Below are 23069 nucleotides of genomic sequence, written 5' to 3'. Positions count from 1 at the left end.
GATCTACAGTCTGTCGAAGTCGATCGCTCCATGCCGGTCGAGCCGCTGCTCGGCGGCGGGCAGCGGGTATTTGAGCCCGGTCGCGCAGTTGAACAGCACCACCTCCTCGTCCTCGTCGACCTCGCCATCGCGCAGCGCCTGCCGGTACGCCGCCAGCGTCGCGCCGCCTTCGGGGCACAGCAACAGCCCGTCGCGACGCGCGGCATCGTCGACCGCCCTGAGGATCGCGGGATCGCCAACCGCCAGCGCCTTGCCGCCGCTCTCGCGCACCGCGCGCAGGATCAGGAAGTCGCCGACCGCGCGCGGCACGCGGATGCCCGCCGCGACGGTGTGCGCGTCCTCCCAGCGCTCGGCATGTTCCTCGCCCGCCTCGAACGCGCGCACGATCGGGGCACATCCCGCGGCCTGTACCGCAAACATCCGCGGCCGTTCCGCCCCGATCCAGCCCAGCTTCTCCAGCTCGTCGAACGCCTTCCACATCCCGATCAACCCGGTGCCGCCCCCCGTCGGATAGAAGATCGCTTTGGGCAGCCGCCAGCCGAGCTGCGCGGCCAGTTCCAGCCCCATCGTCTTCTTGCCTTCGATCCGGTATGGCTCCTTCAGGGTCGAAAAGTCGAACCATCGCCCCTCTGCGGCACCTTTGCCAACAATCGCGCCGCAATCGTCGATCAACCCGTTGACGCGCCACACCTTTGCCCCCTGCGCGGCGATCTCGCGGACGTTCACCTCCGGCGTATCCTCGGGGCAGAAGACGATCGTCTCGATCCCGACGCGCGTGGCATAGGCGGCGAGCGCGGCGCCGGCATTGCCGTTGGTCGGCATCGCTATTCGCGTGACGCCGAGTTCCTTCGCCATCGCGACGGCCATCACCAGCCCGCGTGCCTTGAAGCTGCCGGTCGGCAAGCGGCCCTCATCCTTGACCCAGACGTTGGGGCCGGCGCTGGCGGGGATCGGGATCAGCGGCGTCTCGATCTCGCCGAGGCTGACGATGTTGCGCGTCTCGCGCACGGGCAGCAACTCTCGCCACCGCCACAGATCGGTCGCGCGCGCGGCGAGCGTGTCGCGCCGGAGCGCATCGCGCACCGCGTCGAGGTCGTAGCGCACGAGCAGCGGCCGTCCGGCGCGGGAGAGGTTGTGGAGCTGATCCGCCTCGTAGCGCTCGCCGGTCAGCGAGCATTCGAGATGCGTGACGAACGTCGCGCGGTCGGCGGTGAGGTTTTCGTTCATGCCGCCGGGTTTAACGACCGGGCGAAGAAGCGTCATCCCCGGCCAGTCGATCGTAAAACCCGCCACCTTCGTCATTTCCGCGGAGCGGGAATGACGGGAATGACCTCATCCCAATATATGCATCCACAGTGGCTCGCCGGTCAGGCTCTGCGACCCGCGCAGCCGCTCCAGCGCGGCGGCGACGCAGCGTTCCGGGCCGTCATGGGTGACGATCGCAACCAGCACGCTGCCATCGGCGTGCGCACCGCGCTGGATCAGGCTCTCGATCGACACGCCCGCGTCGCGCATCGCCGCCGCGATCTCGGCGAGCACGCCGACGCGATCCGCCACGGCGAAGCGCAGATAGGCGCGCCCGCGTCGCTCGCCGCTGTCCGCCGCCGCGGCCGTCGCCAGCGCGTCGGCGGGCATCGCGAACGGCGGGCCGGACTCGCCGCGCGCGATGTCGATCAGGTCGGCGACCACCGCGCTCGCGGTCGGCCCCTCGCCGGCGCCCGCGCCCTGGAACAGCAACCGGCCAACGAAATTGCCCTCGGCGACCACCGCATTGGTCGCGCCGGTGACATGCGCGAGCGGATGGTCGTTGGGGACGAGATGCGCATGAACACGCTGGAACAATTTCTCGCCATCCGCCTCCGCGACCCCGACCAGCCGCACGCGATACCCCAGCGCCGCTGCCTCGGCGATATCGGCGGCGAGCAAATGACGAATGCCGCTGATCGCCACGTCGCCGAACGCCGGCGCGGTGCCGAAGGCGAGGCTGGCGAGGATCGACAATTTATGCGCAGCATCGACGCCATCGATGTCGAACGACGGGTCGGCCTCGGCAAACCCGAGCGCCTGCGCCTCGGCGAGCACCTCGGCAAAATCGCGTCCCTCCGCCTCCATCTTCGAAACGATGAAATTGCAGGTGCCGTTGAGGATGCCATAGACGCGCGCGATCGCATTCGCCGCCGCGCCCTCGCGCAGCCCCTTGATGACCGGTATACCGCCCGCCACCGCGGCCTCGAATTTCAGCGGCACGCCCGCGCCCTCCGCGACGCGCGCCAGCTCCAGCCCGTGATGCGCGAGCATCGCCTTGTTGGCGGTGACGAACCCCTTGCCCGCCGCCAGCGTGCGGCGGGCGAGCGCCAGCGCCGGCCCGTCCGAGCCGCCGATCAGCTCGACCACGACATCGGCCTCCGCCTCGGCCAGCGACGCGGTGTCGTCGACCCATGCGAAGCGCGACAGGTCGACGCCGCGGTTCTTCGACCGGTCGCGCGCCGACACGGCGACGACCTCGATCGGGCGACCGGCACGGCGGGTAATCAGCTCGCGGTTCTCGTCGAGCACGCGGATCACCCCGCCTCCGACCGTCCCCAGCCCCGCCAATGCCACCCGCAACGCCTGCGTCATGTTCGCCTCCGTATCCTTAGCCGGCGCTGCTAGGCGGTGCGACAGATGCTGTCGAGCGCGATGAAATCGACCGGGTTGCAATTCCTGCAATCGAAGTGGGAATTATTGCACTTGCGTCCTGACGTGCTGCGGCGCAAAAAAGGTGTGCCTTTCAGGCATCCTCTCCTAAAAACTTTTACGGCCGGGCTTTGCCCGGCTTTTTTTTGGCCCCGTCGTCCGCTAGGCAGCGACTCGCCGCACCGAAGAGCGCGGAACGAACAGGAAAAACAGGACAGGATGCGCCGGTCGAACCGGCAGCGGAGCGGGGAACGGTCGGCGGGCCGTTCCCCTAGGCGATTCGCGCTACAGCGATCGAAACATCACCAGCGCGTCGACCGGACCCAGCGCGGGATGGCGAAGCGCGCCCGCCAGCTGCCCGACGATCGCGAAGCCGAGCGCCTGCCAAAGCGTCACCGCGCGCATGTTGCTCGACACCACGAAATTGAACTGCATCGCGGTGAAGCCGGCGGCGCGTGCTCGATCGAACGAGTCGGGCGCCATCACGCGCGCCACGCCGCGCCCGCGCGCAGGCGGGTCGACCATATAGCCGGCATTGGCGACGTGATCGCCGCCGCCGGCCTGGTTCGCACGCAGATAATAGCTGTCGAGCAAATGACCTTCCGCTTCGAGAACAAAGGTTTCGCGATCCGCACCACACCAATGCGCAATCGCGGCGGCCGCCTTCATGTCGCGTGACAAAGCATAAGTATCGCCCGCCGCGATCTCGGGAAGGATCAGCGCGGCGATCGCCGCCGCATCATCGGGGGAGGCAGAACGGATCATCATCGGCGACGTCTTTAAGCCGACACGCGGCGCTCATCAAACCGCAACGCGACTTGCGCGACGCTGACACGAAGGGCGGGCATGGGCGTAGCGGCAAAGGTTGCGGAGTCCGGCCATGAACCGTCGATGGATACGATCGGGGACCACCGCGGCGCTGTTGCTGCTGTCGAGCCTGTCGGTCGCCGCCGCGCCGCAGACCGCCGAGGACGAGGTGGAGGGCGCGCGCTTCCGCGGTGCCACGGCGCTGGACGGCGACGTCTTCCACGTTCAGGGGCTGGCGCTGCAAGGACGGCGCGTGTGGGTGACTTCGGTCGATCGCTTTTCGCGACGCGGCTTCCTGCACCTGTTCGACCGCGTCACCGGGCGGTTCGTGCGGCGGGTCGAGCTGACCGACGGCGCGCGCTATCATCCCGGCGGCATCTCGGTCGATGGCCATTCCTTGTGGGTGCCGGTAGCGGAACTGCGCGCGAACAGCTCGGCGGTGCTGATCGAGCTGGATACCGAGACGCTGCAGGTGCGGCGCCGCATCCGGGTTGCCGATCATCTCGGCTGCGTCGCTGCGCAGGGGCGCTGGCTGGTCGCGGGCAATTGGAACAGCCGGTTGCTGTACGTGATCGACCGGGATGCGCCGACGCGGATGCGGGTCGTCCCCAATCCGTCGGCAACCCGCTATCAGGACATCAAGTTCGCCGGTGGCCAATTGGTCGGGGGTGGCCCGCGGTCGTGGTGGAGCGGGACGGTCGACTGGCTCGACTGGCCGAAGCTGACGCTGCGCCGCTCGATCGATGCCGGGGCCTATACCGCCGAGGGGATGGCGATCGAGGGACGCGATCTGTATTTCGCGCCGGAGGACGGGCCGGGTCGGATGTACCGGTTCCGGCTGAGGGATGGCGCTTCGGCGTAGCGGCTCAATCGAGCGGGATCAGGCCGGCTGCTTCATGGTGGCCGGCGGCGCGTAGTCCATCGGCCACGCCGACGCGATCCTCGCGACTACGGTTCTGGCTGACCTTCCATTTCCCTTCGAGTCGATCGACGGCGATCTCCACCCCGACGATTCCTTCAAGCTGCGCCCGAACAAAGTCGTCCGGGGCATCAGCGACCGTCCATGGTTCGGGCCGATCGCTCTCCGCCGCGGTCGTCAGGGCGGCGATCTGCTCCAGCAACCAGGCCGGATCGTCGATCACGCGCGTCGTGCCGCGCGCCTGCACGACGACGTAATTCCACGTGGGCACGACCTTCCCGTGCACGCGCTTGCTCGCATACCATGAGGGGCTGACATAGGCATGCGGTCCCCGAAAGAGGACGAGCGCCGCTGCGCCCCCGCGAAGGTCGGCCACCTGCTCGTTCGCCCGAGCGAGATGCGCTCTGAGCACGTCGCCCTGTGCCGAGACCGCAAGGCTGAAAGGAACCACGTTCGCGACGATGCCACAGTTGCCTGCTGTCACGAGCGTCGCAAGCGGATGCGCCCGTATCGCGCACGGAGCACATCCGGACGATCTTCGCGAAAGGCAGGCGGCCGGTACATCGAATGGCTTCTACGGTGGCGCATCCGGGTTGACCATCATGGGTGAGCCCGCCCTGTCGCGGGCGGCGGACTTGTGGCACGAAGCCGGCATGACTTCCGCTTCTCTTCGGTCCCCCGTCGAACTCACGCTGCGCGGCGTGCTGCTCGGTGGCATCATCACCCTGCTGTTCACCGCCGCCAACGTCTATCTCGGGCTCAAGATCGGGCTGACCTTCGCCACCTCGATCCCCGCCGCGGTGATCTCGATGGCGGTGCTGCGCGCGTTCCGCGATTCGACGATCCTCGAGAACAACATCGTCCAGACCGTCGCCTCGGCGGCGGGGACGCTGGCGGCGATTATCTTCGTGCTGCCCGGCTTGGTGATGATCGGCTGGTGGCAGGGTTTCCCGTTCGTCACCACGGCGACGATCACCGCGACCGGTGGCATTCTCGGCGTGATGTTCTCGGTGCCGCTGCGCCGGGCACTGGTGGTCGACACCGTGCTGCCCTTCCCCGAAGGCCGCGCCGCCGCCGAAGTGCTCAAGGTCGGCGAGGAGAGCCGCCACGGCGGGGCGGAGAGCGCCAAGGGACTGTCAGCGATCGTGGCAAGCACGCTGGCCGCCGCGGCCTTTTCGATCCTGACGCAGACGCGGCTGATCGCGGGCGAGGCTGCGCAATTCTTCCGCGTCGGTGCAGGCGCGACGGGGGTGAGTGCCGGACTGTCGTTCGCGTTGCTGGGTGCGGGGCATCTGATCGGATTGTCGGCGGGGCTCGCGATCCTGCTCGGCGTCGTGGTCGGCTGGTGGGTGGTGCTGCCGATCCTGACCGCCGCCGCGCCGCAGGCCGGCGATGTCGCGGCCTGGGCGAATAGCGTGTTCCGCAGCGACGTGCGCTTCTTCGGCGCGGGCGTGATCGGCGTGGCGGCGATCTGGACGCTGCTGCGGATCGCGCGGCCGGTGATCGGCGGGCTGCGCGCCTCGCTGACCGCCACGCGCGGCGACAGCGTCGCGATCGAGGAACGCGACCTGCCGATTGGCGTCGTCGCGGCGGTGAGCCTTGCGACGCTCGTGCCGATCGCGGTGCTGCTCCATTCGGTGGTGAGCGGCGGGCCGCTCGCCGGGTATGAATGGGCGCTGGTGGCGAGCAGCCTGCTGTTCGTGGCGGTGATCGGGCTCGTGATCGCGGCGGTGTGCGGCTATATGGCCGGGCTGATCGGCGCGTCGAACTCGCCGGTGTCGGGGATCGGCATCCTGTCGGTGATCGCCGCCGCGACCTTGCTGGTCGGGCTGTTCGGACGCGGCGGCGAGGTTGCGCAGACGCAGGCGCTGGTCGCCTATGCGCTGATCGTGACCGGGATCGTGTTCGGCGTGGCGACGATCTCGAACGACAATCTGCAGGATCTGAAGACCGGGCAGTTGGTCGGCGCGACGCCGTGGAAGCAGCAGGTCGCGCTGGTGATCGGCGTGTGCTTCGGGTCGGTGGTGGTGCCGCCGGTGATGCAATTGCTCTACACGTCGTTCGGGTTTGCGGGGATGCCGGGCGCGGGACCGAACGCGCTTGCCGCGCCACAGGCGGCGCTGATCTCCGCGCTGGCGCAGGGCGTGCTGGGCGGCAATCTCAACTGGACGATGATCGGCTGGGGCGCGCTTGCCGGAGCTGCGGCGGTCGTGCTCGACGAGGCGCTGGGGCGCGCCGGGCGGCTGCGCCTGCCGCCGCTGGGTGTGGGGCTCGGCATCTACCTGCCGATGAGCGCGACGCTGACCGTGGTGGTCGGTGCGGTGATCGGCCATCTCTATGACAAGCGCGCCGATGCGCTGCCCGATGCCGAGGCGGCGAAGCGGCTGGGGGTGCTGACTGCGACGGGCATGATCGTCGGCGAGAGCCTGTGGAACGTCGTCTTCGCGGGGATCGTCTACGAGACCGGCACCGAGACGCCGCTGGCGCTGGTCGACGGGTTCGAGGGGCCGGCGCTGATCGCGGGGACGTTGCTGTTCGCGCTGGTCGCGTGGTGGCTGTATCGCCGCACGCGCCGACTGCACGCGGCATGACGCGCATCCGGCTGCACTGGACCGGCAACCGCGGCGTCGGCACTGCCGGCTATACCAGTTATGCGCGCGATCATGAGATTGCCGCCGAGGGGAAGCCGGTGATCCCCGGCTCGTCCGATCCGCGCTTCCGCGGCGATGCCGCGCGCTGGAACCCGGAGGAGCTGCTGCTCGGCGCGATCAGCGCGTGTCATCAATTATGGTATCTGCATCTGTGCGCCGATGCCGGGATCGTCGTCACCGACTATCGCGACGAGGCGGACGCGGTTCTGACGCTGGACAAGGACGGCAACGGGCAGGTCTCCGAGGCGACGCTGCGCCCGCACGTCACGATCGCCGCCGGGGACGACGCCGCGCTTGCCGAGGTGCTCCATGCGGAGGCGCAGCGGCGCTGCTTTATTGCGCGGTCGGTCGCCTTCCCCGTGCGCCATGCGGCCGTGATTGCGGTCACCGCGGTATGTTCTGGTTAACCATCTCCCGGTAAGATGCGGGGATGGCAGTCAATCGTCATTGCGAGCGCAGCGAGGCAATCCAGGGCGTCCTGATCCGGTCCGGATGCCCCGCTGCGCTCGCAATGACGGGGAGCCCGTGGTGAGCGGCGTCCGTACACGATCATCGCTGTTCGCGATCGTGGCCGCGCTGGCGTTGCTGGTGCGGCTGCTGGTGCCGGCCGGGTTCATGCCGCAGGTCGCGCACGGGCAGGTCGCAATCGTCGCCTGCCCCGGCATGGCGATGGCGGGCACCGCGCATCATCACGGGCATGACGCGCCCGCGCACGACGGCTTCGAGCGACCGTGCGCCTTTGCAGCGGTCGCCGCGCCCGCGACCTTGCTCGCGATGGTGCTGCTGCTGGTCCTGCCGCTGGCGGCGGTGTCTCGGCGTCTTCTCCCTCCCGACACACAGCCCGCGCCACGCAGCGCGCTCCGCTGGCGTCCACCACTCCGCGCCCCACCGACGATCCTCCCGACCCGCTGACCTGCTGTCGCGGCGCGTTCCGTGCGCGCCGAACCCGAGGAATCGTCATGACCCTTTCCCGTCCGGCCGCGATCGCGGCCGAACTCCAGCGCGCGGTGTGGCGCTGGCACTTTTTCGCCGGCCTGCTGGTGCTCCCGTTCCTGCTGTGGCTGGCGGTGACCGGCGCGCTGTATCTCTACAAGCCCGAGATCGAGCGGCAGGTCTATGCCGACTGGATCCACATCGAACCTGGTCGCCCGACACTGCCGCTCGACACGCTGGCGACGCGGGTCGGTGCGTCGGTCGGCGGCGTAGTGACGCAGGTGCAGAAGCCCGCCACGCTCGACGAGAGCTGGCGCGTCACGGTGCGGCGCGCCGACGGTACGCAGCGGATGGCGTTCGTCGATCCACATGACGCGCGTGTCTTCGGCACCACCAACCCCGGCGGCGTCATGCAGACCGTCAAGCATCTCCACAGCCTCGCGATCACCGGCTGGGTCGGCAACTGGCTGATCGAAATGGCCGCCGGCTGGTCGATCATCCTCGTGGTCAGCGGGCTGTATCTGTGGTGGGGACGCGGGCGGACGGTGACGGTGCGCGGGCGCACCAGCGGGCGGCTGTTCTGGCGCGACCTCCATGCCGTGACCGGGCTGTTCGCGGGCGGGCTGATCCTGTTTCTCGCCATCAGCGGGATGCCGTGGAGCGCGGTGTGGGGAAAGAACGTCCAGGCGGGGGTCGCCGGCGCCGGCTGGGGCCGCCCTGCTGCGCCGGGTGGCGAGGGACACGCCGGGCACGACCTGCCGTGGTCGCTTCAGCAACATGCGATGCCGATGGGGCACGACGGCCCGCGCATTTCCGCCGACCGCGCGCTGGCGGCGGCGCAGGCGCGTGGCATGGCGCCCGACTGGACACTGACCTGGCCGGAAGGTCCGGGCGCGCCGTATCTGGTGAGCGCGTCGCTCGGGCCGTCGGAGGCGGCGCATGTCGTTTATGTCGATGCCGGCACCGGGCGGGTGTTGCAGGACGCCGGGTTCAGGGACTTCGGCCGCCCCGGTCAGGTGATCGAGTGGAGCGCGGCCGTCCACCAGGGCAAGGAATATGGCGAGGCGAACCGGCTGATCATGCTGTTCGCCTGCGCCGCGCTCGCGCTGCTGACGATCACCGCGCCAGTGATGTGGTGGAAGCGTGGGCCGCGCGGGCGGACGACGCTCCCCGATGCACGCACCGGCGCCGGATTGCTCGCGATCATGGGCGTGGCGGGATTGCTCTTCCCGCTGACCGGGCTGACGATGCTCGTTGCGCTCGGCTATGGCCGGATCAAGTCCACGCTGGCCGCGGCTCAGGCGAGCCGGGCGCGGAAGAGCTGGCCCTCCTCCACGACATAGACGATCACGAACGCCGCGACGCCGATCGCGAGATAGCCGAGCGTCAGCGGCAGCGTGGTGCCGGCATAGGATTGGCCGATCGCCGATCCGACCAGCACCGCGCCGACGCTGGTGATGAAGCCCTGTACCGACGAGGCGGTGCCCGCGATCCGCCCGACCGGCTCCATCGCCATCGCACCGAAGTTCGACCCGCACAGGCCGATGCAGGTCATGCTGAGCGACTGGAAGACCATGTAGCTGGCGAGCGTCTCCCATCCCATCCACACCACCGAGAGGTGCAGCACGGAGAGCACGATCAGCGCCAGCACCGCGGTCTGCGAGATCAGCCGCGTACCGAGCCGCTCGACCAGCCGGCTGTTCATGAACGACGCCACTCCCATCGCCCCGGCGCAGATCGCGAACAACACGGTGAAGCGGTCGCCCGCGCCGAACTCGTCGACGAATACCTGCTGCGCCGAGGAGACGAACGCGATGATCCCGCCGAACGTCAGCGAGGCGGCAAGCGCATAGCCAAGCGAATAGCGGTTGGTGAGCGTCAGCCGGTAGCTGCTGGAAAGATTGGCAAGCGAGATCAAGGTGCGCCGCTCGACCGGCAGCGTCTCGGGCAGCCGTGTCAGCGTCCAGACCAGCACCAGCCCCGCAAACCCGCCGAGCGCGTAGAAGACGAACCGCCACGGCCCGATCACCAGCAGCCCCTGCCCGATCGTCGGCGCGAGGATCGGGACGAGGAAGAAGATCATCTGCGCCACCGACATGGTGCGCGCCATCGCTCGGCCCGAGGCATTGTCGCGCACCACCGCGACCGCGATCACACGCGTCGAGGCGGACATCAGCCCCTGCAACACCCGCGCGCCGAGTAGCGCCGTAAACGTCACTGACGCGGCGGCGAAGACGCTCGCGCCGACGAACCCGATCAGCGTCGCGATCAGCACCGGCTTGCGTCCGTAGCGATCGGCGAGCGGGCCATAGAGCAACTGGCCGACGCCGAACCCCAGCACGTAGGCGGTCACCACCCATTGCCGGTGGTTGGCCTGATCGATCGCCAGATCGCGCCCGATATCCGCGAGCGCCGGGAGCATCAGGTCGACCCCCAGCGCGTTGACCGCCATGACCGCTGCCACGAAAATGACGAACTCGGTCGCGTGCATGCCCGGAGGCGCGGCGTGGGGCTTCATGAATTCAGTCCGTTTTTCAATCGAATGGGCGGTCAATACTCGGTTGTGGCTCGGTAAACCACGCCGCTCCAGCGTCCGTGACGTAGAAATGATCCTCCAGCCGGATGCCGAACCGTCCGGGCACGACGATCATCGGCTCGTTGGAGAAACACATGCCCGGCGCGAGCGGGGTCCTGTCGCCGCGCACCAGATAGGCCGGCTCGTGGATCGACAGCCCGATCCCATGGCCGGTGCGGTGCGGCAGGCCGGGCAGGCGATAATCGGGGCCCAGCCCCTCGCGCACCAGCACTGCGCGTGCGGCGGCGTCGACGGCCTCGCACGGTACGCCCGGTGCGACCGCGGCGAAGGCGGCGGCCTGCGCGGCATGCTCGATGTCCCAGATCGCGCGCACCTCATCGGCGACCGGGCCGAAAGCGTAGGTGCGCGTGATGTCGGAATGATAGCCGTGAACGCGGCAGCCGGTGTCGACCAGCACCAGATCGCCCTCCGCCAGCGCGCGGTCGCCGGGCAGGCCGTGCGGATAGGCGGTCGCTTCGCCGAATTGCACCGCGCAGAAGTACGACGGGCCGCCGCCGATCGCACGATGCGCGTCGTCGATGAAGCGGATGACCTCGCTCTCGCGGATACCGGGGCGCAGAATGCGCGCGGCGGCGGCATGCACCGCCAGCGTCATCTGCATCGCCTGCTTCATCAGTGCGATCTCGGCCGGCGACTTGAGCATCCGGCAACCGTCGATCGCGGGCGCGCCGTCCACGGTCGTCAGCCCCGCACCGTCAAGCCGGCGTACCCAGCTGTAGAACAGCATCGGATCGAGCGCGAGCGTCGCCCCGGCGGGGAGCGCGTCGGCGACCAGCGCGACCGGGTCTTCATCCTCTTCCCACAGCGCCAGATCGGCGCTGATGGCGAGTTCCGCCTCCAGCGAACCGCGCTCGAACGCCGGGCAGATCAGCCGCGGCGTGCCGGTGACGGGCAGCAGCAGCGCGACCAGCCGCTCGGTCGGCTGCCACGCCACGCCGGTGAAATAATGGAGCGACGGGCCGGCCTGCACCAGCAGCGCATCGGCTCCCAGCCTGGCAGTCAGCGCTTGCGCCCGCTCCAGCCGCGCATTGCGCTCGGCACCGTCGATCGGTGCCGCCCGATCTGCCCAGGGAGTGATCGCCGCGAGCTCCGCCGCCGCGCTGGATCCGCCGATCGTCATGCCACGCTCCGTCAAAATGGGTCATGCCGCCGCCAGCGCGGCTCTTCGTAACATAGGTGGTTACTGCTTCTTTACCTCTGCCTCCGTAGACGGAGGGCAGGGCAGAAGAAGTGAGAAGGGGCCATGGCATCCAAACCGCCGATCGACAACCGTCGCGAACCGCGCATTCCAGCCGAGTGCCGCGGGCTGGCGCGGCTGGCGATCTCGATCGAAATTCTCGACGCGTCGGCCGCCGGGCTGCGCGCGCGCGCAGGGATGCCGCTGGCCTCGGGCACGCTGCTGAAGCTGACGCTGCCCGGCGGTGCCGAGCGCCATGCGCGCATCGCGTGGGTGGACGATCACGTTTTCGGCTGCGAGTTCATGAAGCCTTTGAACGCCAAGGAGTTGCGCGATCTGATCGACGCTACCGCCAATGCGGCGCCTTACGCGATCTGTGCGTGATCTGATGGCGCCACCGTCACCGAGCGGGTGCCACGATCGACGGTGATCGTGGCGTCGCGCAGGCGCAGGACGAAGCCGGCGGCGTCCTGCCAGTCCTCGGGGCGCATCGGCTGACCTTCCGCGCGCGACCATGACGCATCGTGCGCGATGGTCGGATCGGCGAGCGATGCACATGCCGCGCGTGCCCGTGCGAGATCTGCAACGAACGACTCGCGCGCGACGTCGCGCCTCTCCCAATCGAGCCACAGCAATTCGTCCTGCGCGTAGCCGTTGTTGTTGCCGGCCTGCGTGCGCCCGAACTCGTCACCGGCGGTCAGCATGATCGTCCCGCGCGTCGCGAACAGGGTTGCGAGCAGCGCGCGCACATCGGCACCGCGAGCGGTGCGCACGGCGACGGCGTCACTCTCACCCTCCACACCATTGTTCCACGCGATCTCGCCGGCATGGCCATCGCGATTGTCCTCACCGTTGGCGTGATTGTGGCGCGTGGCGAAGGCGACGGTGTCGGCGAGCGTGAAGCCGTCATGCGCAGCGACGAAGCTCACGCCCCTCGTGCGGTCACCGAAAAGGTCACTGGAGCCCATCATTCGCGTCGCGAGCGCCCCGGCGCTGCCATCGCCGCGCCAGAAGCGGCGCACGTCGTCGCGGTAGCGGTCGTTCCATTCGAGCCAGTGGTCGGGAAAGTTTCCCAGTTGGTAGCCGCCGGGGCCGATGTCCCAGGGCTCGGCGATCAGCACGCGGTCGCGCAGAAGGGGGTCGGCGGCGATCTCGGCGAAGATCGGCGCGCCGGGATCGAAGCCAGGACCGCGCGCCATTACCGTGGCGAGATCGAAGCGAAAGCCGTCGACCCCTCCTTGCGTGACGAAGTGGCGCAGCGTGTCGAGCGTCAGCGCGCGCACCGCCGGGTTGGCGAAGTCGAGCGTGTTGCCGGTGCCGGCGTCGTTGATGAGCGCCCCGTCGGGCGCGCGCGCATAGGCCGCGTCATCCAGCCCGCGCAGCGACAGCGTCGGGCCGAGCAGGTCGCTCTCGCCGGTGTGATTGAACACGAGGTCGAGGATCGTGCCGATCCCCGCCGCCCGCAACGCCGCGACGGTGGCGCGCAGTTCGGCGACGCCACCGGGGGCGAGGCGCGGGTCGAGCGCCATCGGCACGACCGGGTTATAGCCCCAGCCGTTGCCGAGCCCGAGCGGTGGCAGATGGCGCTCGTCGATCGACGCGACGACCGGCATCAGCTCGACCGCAGCGACGCCGATTCGCTGGAGGTGCGCGATCACCACCGGGTGCGCGAGCGCAGCGATCGTCCCGCGCTGCGCCAAGGGGACGTCGGGGTGACGCATCGTGAACGCGCGGACGTTGACCTCGTAGATCAGCCCGCCGCGGCGAAACAGCGGCGGCAGGTCCAGCGGCGGCAATGGCGCGGTGACGATCGCCTTCGGCACCAGCGCCGCGGTGTCGATCCGCGGCTCGCGCAGGTGCGGGTCGTAGACGAAGCGACCGTCGAGCGTCACCGCATGCGGATCGACCAGCAGCTTGGCCGAGTCCGCATCGGTGCGGAAGCCGTAGCGCGTTCCCTCGCCCGCCCCGTCGACATGCGCGCGCCAGTCGTCGCCGGTGCGCGCCATCGCGACGCGGCGCTCGACATCTCCGTCGAACAGGCACAGCCATACCGCGTCGGCGCGCGGCGTGCGGATCGTGAAGTCGACGCCACCGGCGACGAGCGTCGCGGTCACGTCACGACGTCGGGCTGCTCGCGTCCGGTATGCGCGCGAATGCCGGCGATCGCCTCGGCCGCGGCGACGATGTCCGCCAGCATCGCGCCGGTCTCGGCATCCATGTCGCCGCCGACCGGCTCGTACCGTTCGAGGTACACGCGCAAGGTCGCACCGCTCGTCCCCGTGCCCGACAGGCGGAACACGACGCGGCTGCCGCCCTCGAACAGCACGCGCACGCCCTGGTTGCGGCTGACCGACGCATCGGTCGGGTCCTCATAGGCGAAGTCGTCGGCCGCCGCGACGGTCAGCGCGCCGAACGCCGTGCCGGGCAGCGTGCCCAGCTTGCCGCGCAGCTCCGCCATCAGCGTATCGGCCGCGGCGCTGTCGACGCCTTCGTAATCGTGGCGCGCGTAATAGTTGCGGCCATATTCCGCCCAGTGATCGCGCGCGATCCGGTCGACGCTCTTGCCCGTCGCGGCAAGAATGTTGAGCCACAGCAGCACCGCCCACAGCCCGTCCTTCTCGCGGACGTGATCGCTGCCGGTCCCCGCGCTTTCCTCGCCACAGATCGTCGCCATCCCGGCGTCGAGCAGATTGCCGAAGAACTTCCAGCCGGTCGGCGTCTCGAACGACGGGATGCCGAGCTTCTCCGCGACGCGATCCGCCGCGGCGCTGGTCGGCATCGAGCGCGCGATCCCCTTCAGCCCGCCGGCATAGCCGGGCGCCAGATGCGCATTGGCCGCGAGCATCGCGAGGCTGTCCGACGGCGTCACGAACCGCCCGCGCCCGATGATGAGGTTGCGGTCGCCATCACCGTCCGACGCCGCGCCGAAATCGGGCGCGTCCGCCGCCATCATCGTTTCGTAGAGCTCATGCGCGTGGACGAGGTTGGGATCGGGATGATGCCCGCCGAAATCCTCCAGCGGCACGCCGTTGCGCACCGTGCCCGGCGAGAAGCCGAGCCGGCGTTCGAGGATCTCGGTCGCATACGGCCCGGTCACCGCGCTCATCGCGTCGAACGCCATCGTCAGCTTCGCGGCGCGGATCGCGTCGAAGTCGAACAGCGATTCCATCAACGTCGCATAATCCGCGACCGGGTCGATCACCTCGACCGTCAGCTCCTCGACCTGCGTCTCGCCAAGCGTGTCGAGATTGATATCGGCGGTATCGGCGGCGTGCCATTCGTCGATCGACAACGTGCGCGCATGGATCGCCTCGGTCACCTTCTCGGGTGCGGGTCCGCCGTTTGCGACGTTATACTTGATCCCGAAATCCTCGTCCGGCCCGCCCGGATTGTGGCTCGCGGACAGCACAAGCCCGCCGAGCGCACCGCGCTGGCGGATCACGTTCGAGGCGGCCGGGGTCGACAGGATGCCGCCCTGCCCGACGACGACACGTGCGAAGCCCGCCGCCGCCGCCATGCGGATCGCGGTCTGGATCACCTCGCGATTGAGGTACCGGCCGTCGCCGCCGATCACCAGCGTCGCGCCCTCCTTGGCCTCGACCACGTCGAAGACCGACTGGATGAAATTCTCGGCATAGTTCGGCTGCTGGAATACCTTTACCTTCTTGCGCAGCCCGGAGGTGCCGGGCTTCTGGTCGGTGAAGGGCGAGGTCGAGACGGTACGGATCATGCGGACAGCAGCTCCCGGTAGAGATCGGCGTAGCGGCGTCCGCTGGTTGCCCAGGAGAAGTCCGCCGCCATGCCCGCGCGCTGGATCGATGCCCAGCGTTCGGGGGTGGCAAATAGCCGTAACGCAAGCGCAATGGCCTGCGCCAGTGACTCGTGCGTGACGGCATCGAACTGGATACCGGTCGCCACGCCGGCGTCGAGCGCGGCGGAATTGGCGTGGATCACCGTATCCGCCAGCCCGCCGGTGCGCGCGACGACCGGCACGCAGCCATAGGCAAGGCCATAGAGCTGCGTCAGCCCGCACGGCTCGAACCGCGACGGGATCAGGATCGCGTCCGCCCCGCCCTGCATCAGATGCGACAGCGCCTCGTCATAGCCGATCCGCACCCCGATCCGGCCGGGATGCCGCGCGACGGCCTCCTGGAAGGCATGTTCGATCCACGCATCGCCCGACCCGAGCAACGCGAGCCGTCCGCCGCCCGCGACCAGCGCGTCGAGCGTGTCCGCGAGCACGTCCATCCCCTTCTGCCACGTCAGCCGCGAGACGACGCAGAACAGCGGTCCGTCGCCGGGTTCAAGCGCGAAGGCCTTTTCCAGCGCACGCTTGTTGATGGCACGCAGCGCCAAGTTGCTGAAATCATAGCATTCGGGCAGCGCCGCGTCCGCCGCCGGGTTCCATACGGCCGGATCGATGCCGTTGACGATCCCCGACACCCGGTCGCGACGCGTGCCGATCAGGCCTTCCAATCCCATGCCGAACTCGGGACGCAGGATTTCCGCGGCATAGGTCGGGCTGACGGTCGTGATCGCGTCGGCGGCCTCCAGCCCGGCCTTCAGATAGCCGACCCCGCCATAATATTCGACGCCGTCGACCGCGAACGCGCGGTCGGGCAGCGCCAGCGATCCGAAGATGCCGGCGTCATAGCGGCCCTGAAACGCGATATTGTGGATCGTCATCACCGACCGCGCGCAGCGCCCGCCCGCCGGGGCGAAGCGCAGATAGGCCGGCGCGAGCCCCGACTGCCAGTCGTGCGCGTGGAGCACGTCGAAGCGAAAGCCCTTGACCGCGCCCGAGGCGAGATCGGCCGCCGCGCGCCCGAACGCGGCGAAGCGTCGCCAATTGTCGTCCCAGTCGCGCCCCGACGGATCGCCATACGGCCCGCCCTCGCGCGCGAAATAGCCCGGCGCGTCGAGCACCAGCAATTTGTGGCCGCCGATCGTCCCCGACAGCAGCCGTGCCGGCGCGCCGATCAGGTCCGGCCAGTCATGAAGCGCCGTCGAACCCTGTACCGCCGCCATCACGCGCGGATAGCCGGGGACGAGCGTGACGACATTCACGTCATGCGGCATCAGCGCCGCGGGCAGCGCGCCGACCACATCGCCGAGCCCGCCGGTCTTGACGAGTGGATAGGCTTCGGAGGCGACCGACAGGACCGAGATCGTCATGCGCTTACAGCTCCAGCCGATCGATCATCGGCTGGGTGATGAGACACACGCCCTTGTCAGTGCGGCGGAAACGATGGCTGTCGAGCACCGGGTCCTCACCGACGACCAGCCCGTCGGGGATGATGACGCCGCGATCGAGCACTACCTTGCTCAGCCGCGCGTTACGACCGATCTTGCAATAGGGCAGCACCACCGCCTCATCGAGTGATGAATAGCTGTGGGTGCGCACCCCGGTCGAGATCAGGCTGCGATGGACATTCGATCCGGAGATGATCGTGTCGCCGGCGACGAGGCTCGACACCGCCTGCCCGCGCCGCCCCTCGATGTCATGGACGAACTTGGCGGGCGGGGTGAGCTCCGAATAGGTCCATAGTGGCCACTCGCGATCGTAGAGGTCGAGCTGCGGAACGACATCGGTCAGGTCGATGCTTGCCTCCCAATAAGCGTCGACCGTCCCGACATCGCGCCAATAGGCCGCGGGCTCTTCGGGCGAGCGGACGCAGCTCGCCGAAAACCGGTGCGCGTGCGCATGACCATGTTTGACCAGATAGGGGATGATGTCCTTGCCGAAGTCGCGCGACGACCCTTCGGTCGCGGCGTCGCGGCGCAGTTCCTCGAGCAGCAGCCTGGTGTTGAAGACATAGATGCCGAGGCTGGCCAGCGCGATATCGGGCTGGCCGGGGATCGACGGCGGATCGGCAGGCTTCTCGACGAAATCGACGATCCGGTCGTTGCCGTCGACGTGCATGACGCCGAACGCCACCGCCTCCATCCGCGGTACCTCCATGCACGCGACCGTCACGTCGGCACCGCTGTCGCAGTGCTGCCGCAGCATGATCTCATAGTCCATCTTGTAGATGTGGTCGCCGGCGAGGATGACCATGAACTCCGGCGCGCTCTCCGCGATGATGTCGATGTTCTGATAGACCGCGTCGGCGGTGCCCTCATACCATTGAAATTCGCTGATCCGCTGCGACGCGGGCAGGATGTCGAAGCTCTCGTTGCGCTCGGGGCGCAAGAAGTTCCAGCCGCGCTGGAGATGGCGGATCAGCGAATGCGCTTTATACTGCGTTGCAACACCGATGCGGCGGATGCCGGAGTTAATCGCGTTGGACAAGGCGAAGTCGATGATGCGGCTCTTACCGCCGAAGTAAACAGCTGGTTTCGCACGCGTATCGGTTAGTTCCTTTAGCCGGCTGCCCCTGCCCCCGGCGAGGACATAGGCCATTGCGTCGCGCGCCAGCGGCTGACCTTTGCGTTCGTCCACGTCAGGCTCTCCTTCCCTGCATCTTTACTTGTCGTTCATCACGCGTTAACCATGTTGTCACGGTCTTGACGCCAAAAGGCGCGGGTAACGTGAGTGTGTGCGTAGTCAGAACAAGACGACTATCGAGAGGATCGCCGATGCACCCCGCCTGCCAACCCCGTTCCGCCGACGGTTTGATCCGTGGCGTCGCCTGCGCGCTCGTCCCGTCGCTGCTCGCGTGGGGCGCGATCTTCGCGCTCGTCGGCCGGATCGTCTGAACCAGGATCACGCTTCCGGTTCCCATTCGAGCATTACCGTCGCCAGCGGCGGCAGCGTCACTTCCGCATGACCGCCGCTCGCGACCACCCCGCCCAGATTGCCCAGCCCCGAGCCCCAGTAATCGTGCGCGTCGGAATTGAGCACCTCGCGCCAGCGGCCGTCGTGCGGCAACGGCACGCGGTACGGCATCCGCGCCACCGGGGTCATGTTAACGACTACCGCGATCGGTGCGGCGCCCGGCGCGGTGCGTAGCCAGACGAACACCGAATTGGCGGCATCATCCCGCACCAGCCAGCGGAAGCCGTCGCGCTCGCAATCACGGGCATGGAGCGCGCGCTTCTCGCGGTAGAGGCGGTTGAGGTCGCGCACCAGCTTCCGGACGCCCTCGTGCGCGTGCGAGTGGAGCAGGTCCCAGTCGAGCGAGCGTTCCTCGCTCCATTCGGCGCGCTGCGCGAACTCCTGCCCCATGAACAGCAGCTTCTTGCCGGGGTAGCCCCACATCATCGCATAATAGGTGCGGAGATTGGCGAACTTCTGCCAATCGTCGCCGGGCATCTTGGTCAGCATCGAGCCCTTGCCGTGCACGACCTCGTCATGGCTGATCGGCAGCACGAAATTCTCGTCGAAGGCATAGACCAGCCCGAAGGTGATTGCGTCGTGGTGATGCTTCCGGTGGACCGGCTCACGCGCCATGTATTTCAGCGTGTCGTGCATCCAGCCCATGTTCCACTTGAACCCGAAGCCGAGCGCGGTGCGCGGCCCCTCGTCGTAGGCGGGGGCGGAGACGCCGGGCCAACTCGTCGATTCCTCAGCGACCGTGAACGTGCCGGGGTGACGGGCGTAGAGCGCGCGATTGGTGGCGCGCATGAAATCGACCGCCTCCCAATTCTCGCGCCCGCCCTCGGGGTTGGCGATCCACTCCCCGTCCTTGCGCGAGTAATCGCGGTACAGCATCGAGGCGACCGCATCGACGCGCAGCCCGTCGACATGATAGCGCTCGGCCCAGAACAGCGCGTTGTTGACGAGGAACGCCGACACTTCGCGCCGCCCGAAATTGTAGATCGCGGTGTTCCAGTCGGGGTGGTAACCGAGCCGCGGGTCTTCGTGCTCGTACAGCGCGGTGCCGTCGAAGCGCGACAGGCCATGCGCGTCGGTCGGGAAGTGCGCCGGCACCCAGTCGAGCAGCACGCCGAGCCCGGCGCGATGTGCGCCGTCGACGAAGCGCGCGAAGCCCTCGTGATCCCCGAACCGCGCGCTGGGGGCATAGAGGCCGGTGGTCTGATAGCCCCAGCTCGGATCGTAAGGATGTTCCGAGATCGGCATGAACTCGATGTGCGTGAAGCCCATCGACACCGCATAGGGGATCAACCGCTCGGCAAGCTGGTCCCACGTCAGGAACCAGCCGTTCTCATCGCGCTGCCAGCTGCCGGCATGGACCTCGTAGATGCTGATCGGCGCGCGGCGCGGATCGACCGACGCCCACGCCTCGCGATGCGCGGCGTCGCCCCATTCGTGGTGCATCGGCGCGGTGGTGAGCGAGGCGGTCTTCGGGCGCAGCTCGGCGGCGAAGGCGTACGGATCGGCCTTGAGCGGCTGGAGCGCGCCGTCCGGGCCGGTGATCGCATATTTATAGGCACGGCCTGCGCCCAGATCGGGCAGGAACAGCTCCCAGACCCCGGTATCGTTGCGCCGGCGCATCCCGTGGCGGCGTACATCCCAGTCGTTGAAGTCACCGACCACCGCAACACGCCGCGCATTGGGCGCCCAGACGGCGAAATGCACACCCTCCGCACCCTCGTGCACGATCAGATGCGCACCCATCTTGTCGTGAAGGCGGAAATGCGTGCCCTCGTTCATGAGGAAATCGTCGGTCGGCCCGAGCACCGGGCCGAAGCTATACGGGTCGGTAACCCACCATTCCGCACCTCCGCCCTGCGCAATATAGCGCAGCGGCTGCGGATCGCCCTCGATCACCCCCTCGAACAGCCCGCGATCATCGACCCGCTGCAGCGCGCCCAGCGCCTCTCCAGCCAGCGTGTAGGCGACGGCACTGTCCGCACCCGGTATCCAGACCCGCGCGAACGTGCCCTCCGGCCCGCGGTGCGGACCGAGCAGCGCAAAGGGATCCTCATTGGTGCCGTCCAGCAGCGCATCGATCGCGGCGGCGGGCGGCTTCACTTCACGCCCCAGATCTCATGCGCATATTCGCCGATCGTCCGGTCCGACGAGAACCAGCCCATGTTCGCGACGTTGCGAATCGCGCTGCGACTCCAGCCATCCCGATCCGCCCAGCGCGCGTCCACGTCGCGCTGCGCGGCGGCATAGGCGTCGAAATCGGCCGCCACCATGAACCAGTCATGGTCGTAAAGGCCGTTCATGAGGTCGCGATAGCGGTCGTGGTCATCTGGTGAAAACACTCCGGACGCGATCGCGTTCACCGCCTGCGCGAGTTCGGCCGAATTTTCGATGACGTCGCGCGGATTATAGCCATCGGCGCGCTTGGCCGCGACCTCGTCGGCGGTCAGGCCGAAGATCACGATATTCTCCGCGCCGACGTGATCGCGGATCTCGACGTTCGCGCCGTCGAGCGTGCCGATCGTCAATGCGCCGTTGAGCGCGAACTTCATGTTGCCGGTCCCCGACGCCTCCATCCCGGCGGTGGAGATCTGTTCGGACAGGTCGGCGGCCGGCACCATCCGCTCGGCGAGGCTGACGTTGTAATTGGGGACGAACGCGACCTTGAGCAGCCCGCCGATCGACGGATCGGCATTGACGCGCCGCGCGACATCGCCGGCCAGCTTGATGATGAGCTTGGCCTGATGATAGCTCGACGCCGCCTTGCCCGCGAACAGCTTGACGCGCGGCGTCCAGTCGCGCTCCGGGTGGCTGCGGATCTGGTCGTAGAGCGCCACGGTCTCGATGATGTTGAGCAGCTGGCGCTTGTATTCGTGGATGCGCTTGATCTGCACATCGAAGATCGCGGACGGATCGAGCCGCACACCCATCTCGGTGCGCAGATAATCCGACAGCACGGCCTTGTTCGCGCGCTTTACCGCGGCGAAGCGCTCGCGGAACGACGTATCCTCGGCGAACGGCGCGAGCGCGGTCAGCTTGCCGGCATCGTCCATGAAGCCGTCGCCGATCGCCTCACGGATCAGCGACGTGAGCCCGGGATTGCATTCCTGCAACCAGCGGCGCGGGGTGATGCCGTTGGTCTTGTTATTGATCCGCTCGGGATAGAGCCGGTGAAGGTCGGAGAAGACGGTGGTCTTCATCAGGCCCGTGTGCAGCGCCGCGACGCCGTTGACGCTGTGCGAGCCGGCGAACGCCAGATTGGCCATGCGAACGCGGCGCTCGCCGCCCTCGTCGATCAGGCTGATCGCGGCGATCGCGCGGTCGTCCATTCCCTCCGCCTTGCGTGCGGCGCGGAGCAATTTCGCATTGATCGCATAGACCAATTGCATGTGGCGCGGCAGCAGCCGCTCGAACAGCGGCAGCGGCCAGCTTTCCAGCGCCTCGGGCAGCAACGTGTGGTTGGTGTAGCCGAACGTCGCCTGCGTGATCTCCCACGCCTCGTCGAAGGACAGGCCGTGCTCGTCGAGCAGCAGCCGCATCAGCTCGGCGACCGACACCGCAGGGTGCGTATCGTTGAGCTGGATCGCGGCGCGCGTCGGCAGCGTGCGGATGTCGCCGAAATACTGAACGTGGCGGCGGACGATGTCCTGGATCGAGGCGGAGGAGAAGAAATATTCCTGCCGCAGCCGCAGCTCCTGGCCGGCCGCAGTCGAATCATTGGGATAGAGGACGCGCACCAGCGTTTCGGCACGCAACTGATCGGCCATTGCGCCGGCGAAATCGCCCTGATTGAACGCGTCGAGCTTGAACGGATCGAGGCTGCGCGCGGTCCACAGCCGCAGCGTGTTGACGCGCCGCCCGCGCCATCCGACTACGGGCGTATCGACCGCCATCGCCTCGACGATCTCGCCCGGCTTCCACGTCACCGTGCCGCTTTCGTCACCGTGGACCTCACCACCGAAGCCGATGACGTAGGCGCTTTCACGGCGGCGGAATTCCCATGGGTTGCCGTATTGCAGCCATGTCTCGGGCAGTTCGACCTGCCAGCCGTCGTCGATCCGCTGCCGGAACATGCCGTTCACATAACGGATGCCATAGCCGTAGGCGGGCAGGTCGAGCGTCGCGAGGCTCTCCATGAAGCATGCCGCCAGTCGCCCGAGCCCGCCGTTGCCGAGCGCGGCGTCGGGCTCGATCTCCTCCAGCGCGGCGAGGTCGACCCCGAGTTCGCGCAGCGCCTGCGCCACCTCGTCCCGCGCCGACAGATTGGCGAGCGTGTCGCGCAGCAGCCGCCCGATCAGGAACTCGAGGCTGAGATAATAGACGCGCTTGGCCCCGGCCGCATGCGCGGCCTTGGTGGAGACCATCCAGCGTTCGATGATCTCGTTGCGGACGGTGAGGATCGTCGCCGTCAACCAGTCGTGCGGACGCGCGGCCTGTTCGTCCTTGCCGATGCGGTGCACCAGCGTGTCGAGGATGTTGAGCGCCAGCGGGCCCCGCTGCCGCCCGGTTTCGGTCTCGATCACGCCTAACCCCCT

General features: G+C 68.2%; 18 protein-coding genes. 6 read left to right on the top strand and 12 right to left on the bottom strand.

The genetic code is table 11. From position 1 onward, the window contains the following. Window positions 1-3: 3 nt before the first annotated feature. The 3 genes from BACI71_RS15190 to BACI71_RS15180 all read right to left on the bottom strand — a co-directional run bounded on the left by BACI71_RS15190 (window position 4) and on the right by BACI71_RS15180 (window position 3444). Window positions 4-1227: a threonine synthase gene (locus BACI71_RS15190; RefSeq protein WP_159761257.1), complete on the bottom strand. Its 1224-nt coding sequence runs from the start codon at window positions 1225-1227 to the stop codon at window positions 4-6. 105 nt (window positions 1228-1332) lie between these two features. Then, complete coding sequence (locus BACI71_RS15185; protein ID WP_159760013.1) at window positions 1333-2619, bottom strand: homoserine dehydrogenase; 1287 nt, start codon at window positions 2617-2619, stop codon at window positions 1333-1335. A gap of 342 nt (window positions 2620-2961) precedes the next feature. After that, entirely contained in the window at window positions 2962-3444 is a 483-nt protein-coding gene (locus BACI71_RS15180) for a GNAT family N-acetyltransferase (protein ID WP_159760011.1), read from the bottom strand. 112 nt (window positions 3445-3556) lie between these two features. Between BACI71_RS15180 and BACI71_RS15175 the strand changes: the two genes are divergently transcribed. Continuing rightward, window positions 3557-4345, top strand: a complete 789-nt coding sequence (locus tag BACI71_RS15175; RefSeq protein ID WP_159760009.1) for a DUF6454 family protein — start codon at window positions 3557-3559, stop codon at window positions 4343-4345. 4 nt (window positions 4346-4349) lie between these two features. On the opposite strand, the gene BACI71_RS15170 is transcribed toward BACI71_RS15175, so the two are convergent. Next, complete coding sequence (locus tag BACI71_RS15170; RefSeq protein WP_201297391.1) at window positions 4350-4886, bottom strand: FMN-binding negative transcriptional regulator; 537 nt, start codon at window positions 4884-4886, stop codon at window positions 4350-4352. A 169-nt stretch (window positions 4887-5055) separates the two neighbouring features. Here BACI71_RS15170 and BACI71_RS15165 point away from each other — a divergent pair, with 169 nt between their 5' ends. From BACI71_RS15165 to BACI71_RS15150, 4 genes are all read left to right on the top strand, one after another. Further along, window positions 5056-6993, top strand: a complete 1938-nt coding sequence (locus BACI71_RS15165; protein ID WP_159760007.1) for an OPT family oligopeptide transporter — start codon at window positions 5056-5058, stop codon at window positions 6991-6993. Next, window positions 6990-7460: an OsmC family protein gene (locus BACI71_RS15160; protein WP_159760005.1), complete on the top strand. Its 471-nt coding sequence runs from the start codon at window positions 6990-6992 to the stop codon at window positions 7458-7460. The genes BACI71_RS15165 and BACI71_RS15160 overlap by 4 nt, the downstream gene beginning before the upstream one ends. 121 nt (window positions 7461-7581) lie before the next feature. Next, window positions 7582-7965, top strand: coding sequence for a DUF2946 family protein (locus BACI71_RS15155; RefSeq protein WP_159760003.1), 384 nt, complete (start codon window positions 7582-7584; stop codon window positions 7963-7965). A 47-nt stretch (window positions 7966-8012) separates the two neighbouring features. After that, window positions 8013-9329, top strand: a complete 1317-nt coding sequence (locus tag BACI71_RS15150) for a PepSY-associated TM helix domain-containing protein (RefSeq protein WP_159760001.1) — start codon at window positions 8013-8015, stop codon at window positions 9327-9329. Here BACI71_RS15150 and BACI71_RS15145 read toward each other — a convergent pair. Together BACI71_RS15145 and BACI71_RS15140 are read right to left on the bottom strand one after the other, a co-directional pair. Beyond that, a complete protein-coding gene (locus tag BACI71_RS15145) occupies window positions 9284-10477 on the bottom strand; it encodes a multidrug effflux MFS transporter (protein WP_159761255.1) in 1194 nt (397 codons plus the stop codon). The two genes, BACI71_RS15150 and BACI71_RS15145, sit on opposite strands and share 46 nt — an antisense overlap. Before the next feature lie 43 nt (window positions 10478-10520). Continuing rightward, entirely contained in the window at window positions 10521-11702 is a 1182-nt protein-coding gene (locus BACI71_RS15140; RefSeq protein ID WP_159759999.1) for a M24 family metallopeptidase, read from the bottom strand. A gap of 123 nt (window positions 11703-11825) precedes the next feature. Between BACI71_RS15140 and BACI71_RS15135 the strand changes: the two genes are divergently transcribed. After that, window positions 11826-12143 (top strand): PilZ domain-containing protein, encoded by a 318-nt coding sequence (locus tag BACI71_RS15135; RefSeq protein ID WP_159759997.1) that lies wholly within the window; start codon window positions 11826-11828, stop codon window positions 12141-12143. Here the strand turns inward: BACI71_RS15135 and BACI71_RS15130 are convergent. The 6 genes from BACI71_RS15130 to BACI71_RS15105 all read right to left on the bottom strand — a co-directional run bounded on the left by BACI71_RS15130 (window position 12125) and on the right by BACI71_RS15105 (window position 23057). Next, a complete protein-coding gene (locus tag BACI71_RS15130) occupies window positions 12125-13873 on the bottom strand; it encodes a glycogen debranching protein (protein ID WP_159759995.1) in 1749 nt (582 codons plus the stop codon). The genes BACI71_RS15135 and BACI71_RS15130 overlap by 19 nt on opposite strands. Next, a complete protein-coding gene (locus tag BACI71_RS15125) occupies window positions 13870-15489 on the bottom strand; it encodes an alpha-D-glucose phosphate-specific phosphoglucomutase (RefSeq protein ID WP_159759993.1) in 1620 nt (539 codons plus the stop codon). Before BACI71_RS15125 ends, BACI71_RS15130 begins: the two co-directional genes overlap by 4 nt. Continuing rightward, window positions 15486-16934: a glycogen synthase GlgA gene (glgA, locus tag BACI71_RS15120; RefSeq protein ID WP_159759991.1), complete on the bottom strand. Its 1449-nt coding sequence runs from the start codon at window positions 16932-16934 to the stop codon at window positions 15486-15488. Before glgA ends, BACI71_RS15125 begins: the two co-directional genes overlap by 4 nt. Before the next feature lie 4 nt (window positions 16935-16938). Continuing rightward, on the bottom strand, window positions 16939-18201 hold the full coding sequence (glgC, locus tag BACI71_RS15115) for a glucose-1-phosphate adenylyltransferase (protein WP_159759989.1): 1263 nt from the start codon (window positions 18199-18201) through the stop codon (window positions 16939-16941). A 264-nt stretch (window positions 18202-18465) separates the two neighbouring features. Next, window positions 18466-20637, bottom strand: a complete 2172-nt coding sequence (gene glgB, locus BACI71_RS15110; RefSeq protein WP_159759987.1) for a 1,4-alpha-glucan branching protein GlgB — start codon at window positions 20635-20637, stop codon at window positions 18466-18468. Continuing rightward, window positions 20634-23057 (bottom strand): glycogen/starch/alpha-glucan phosphorylase, encoded by a 2424-nt coding sequence (locus BACI71_RS15105; RefSeq protein ID WP_159759985.1) that lies wholly within the window; start codon window positions 23055-23057, stop codon window positions 20634-20636. Before BACI71_RS15105 ends, glgB begins: the two co-directional genes overlap by 4 nt. Between the last annotated feature and the right edge of the window lie 12 nt (window positions 23058-23069).

This window comes from Sphingomonas sp. 8AM (genome assembly GCF_902506455.1).
Classification (GTDB): Bacteria; Pseudomonadota; Alphaproteobacteria; order Sphingomonadales; family Sphingomonadaceae; genus Sphingomonas.
The sequence above is the reverse complement of the archived record's forward strand: the minus strand, read 5'-3'. Positions and strand labels throughout refer to the sequence as shown.

Bases quoted from the DNA above. Each gene is read 5' to 3' on its own strand.
- BACI71_RS15190 (WP_159761257.1), bottom strand. From the start codon at position 1,227: ATGAACGAAAACCTCACCGCCGACCGCGCGACGTTCGTCACGCATCTC.
- BACI71_RS15185 (WP_159760013.1), bottom strand. From the start codon at position 2,619: ATGACGCAGGCGTTGCGGGTGGCATTGGCGGGGCTGGGGACGGTCGGA.
- BACI71_RS15180 (WP_159760011.1), bottom strand. From the start codon at position 3,444: ATGATGATCCGTTCTGCCTCCCCCGATGATGCGGCGGCGATCGCCGCG.
- BACI71_RS15175 (WP_159760009.1), top strand. From the start codon at position 3,557: ATGAACCGTCGATGGATACGATCGGGGACCACCGCGGCGCTGTTGCTG.
- BACI71_RS15165 (WP_159760007.1), top strand. From the start codon at position 5,056: ATGACTTCCGCTTCTCTTCGGTCCCCCGTCGAACTCACGCTGCGCGGC.
- BACI71_RS15160 (WP_159760005.1), top strand. From the start codon at position 6,990: ATGACGCGCATCCGGCTGCACTGGACCGGCAACCGCGGCGTCGGCACT.
- BACI71_RS15150 (WP_159760001.1), top strand. From the start codon at position 8,013: ATGACCCTTTCCCGTCCGGCCGCGATCGCGGCCGAACTCCAGCGCGCG.
- BACI71_RS15145 (WP_159761255.1), bottom strand. From the start codon at position 10,477: ATGCACGCGACCGAGTTCGTCATTTTCGTGGCAGCGGTCATGGCGGTC.
- BACI71_RS15140 (WP_159759999.1), bottom strand. From the start codon at position 11,702: ATGACGATCGGCGGATCCAGCGCGGCGGCGGAGCTCGCGGCGATCACT.
- BACI71_RS15135 (WP_159759997.1), top strand. From the start codon at position 11,826: ATGGCATCCAAACCGCCGATCGACAACCGTCGCGAACCGCGCATTCCA.
- BACI71_RS15125 (WP_159759993.1), bottom strand. From the start codon at position 15,489: ATGATCCGTACCGTCTCGACCTCGCCCTTCACCGACCAGAAGCCCGGC.
- glgA (WP_159759991.1), bottom strand. From the start codon at position 16,934: ATGACGATCTCGGTCCTGTCGGTCGCCTCCGAAGCCTATCCACTCGTC.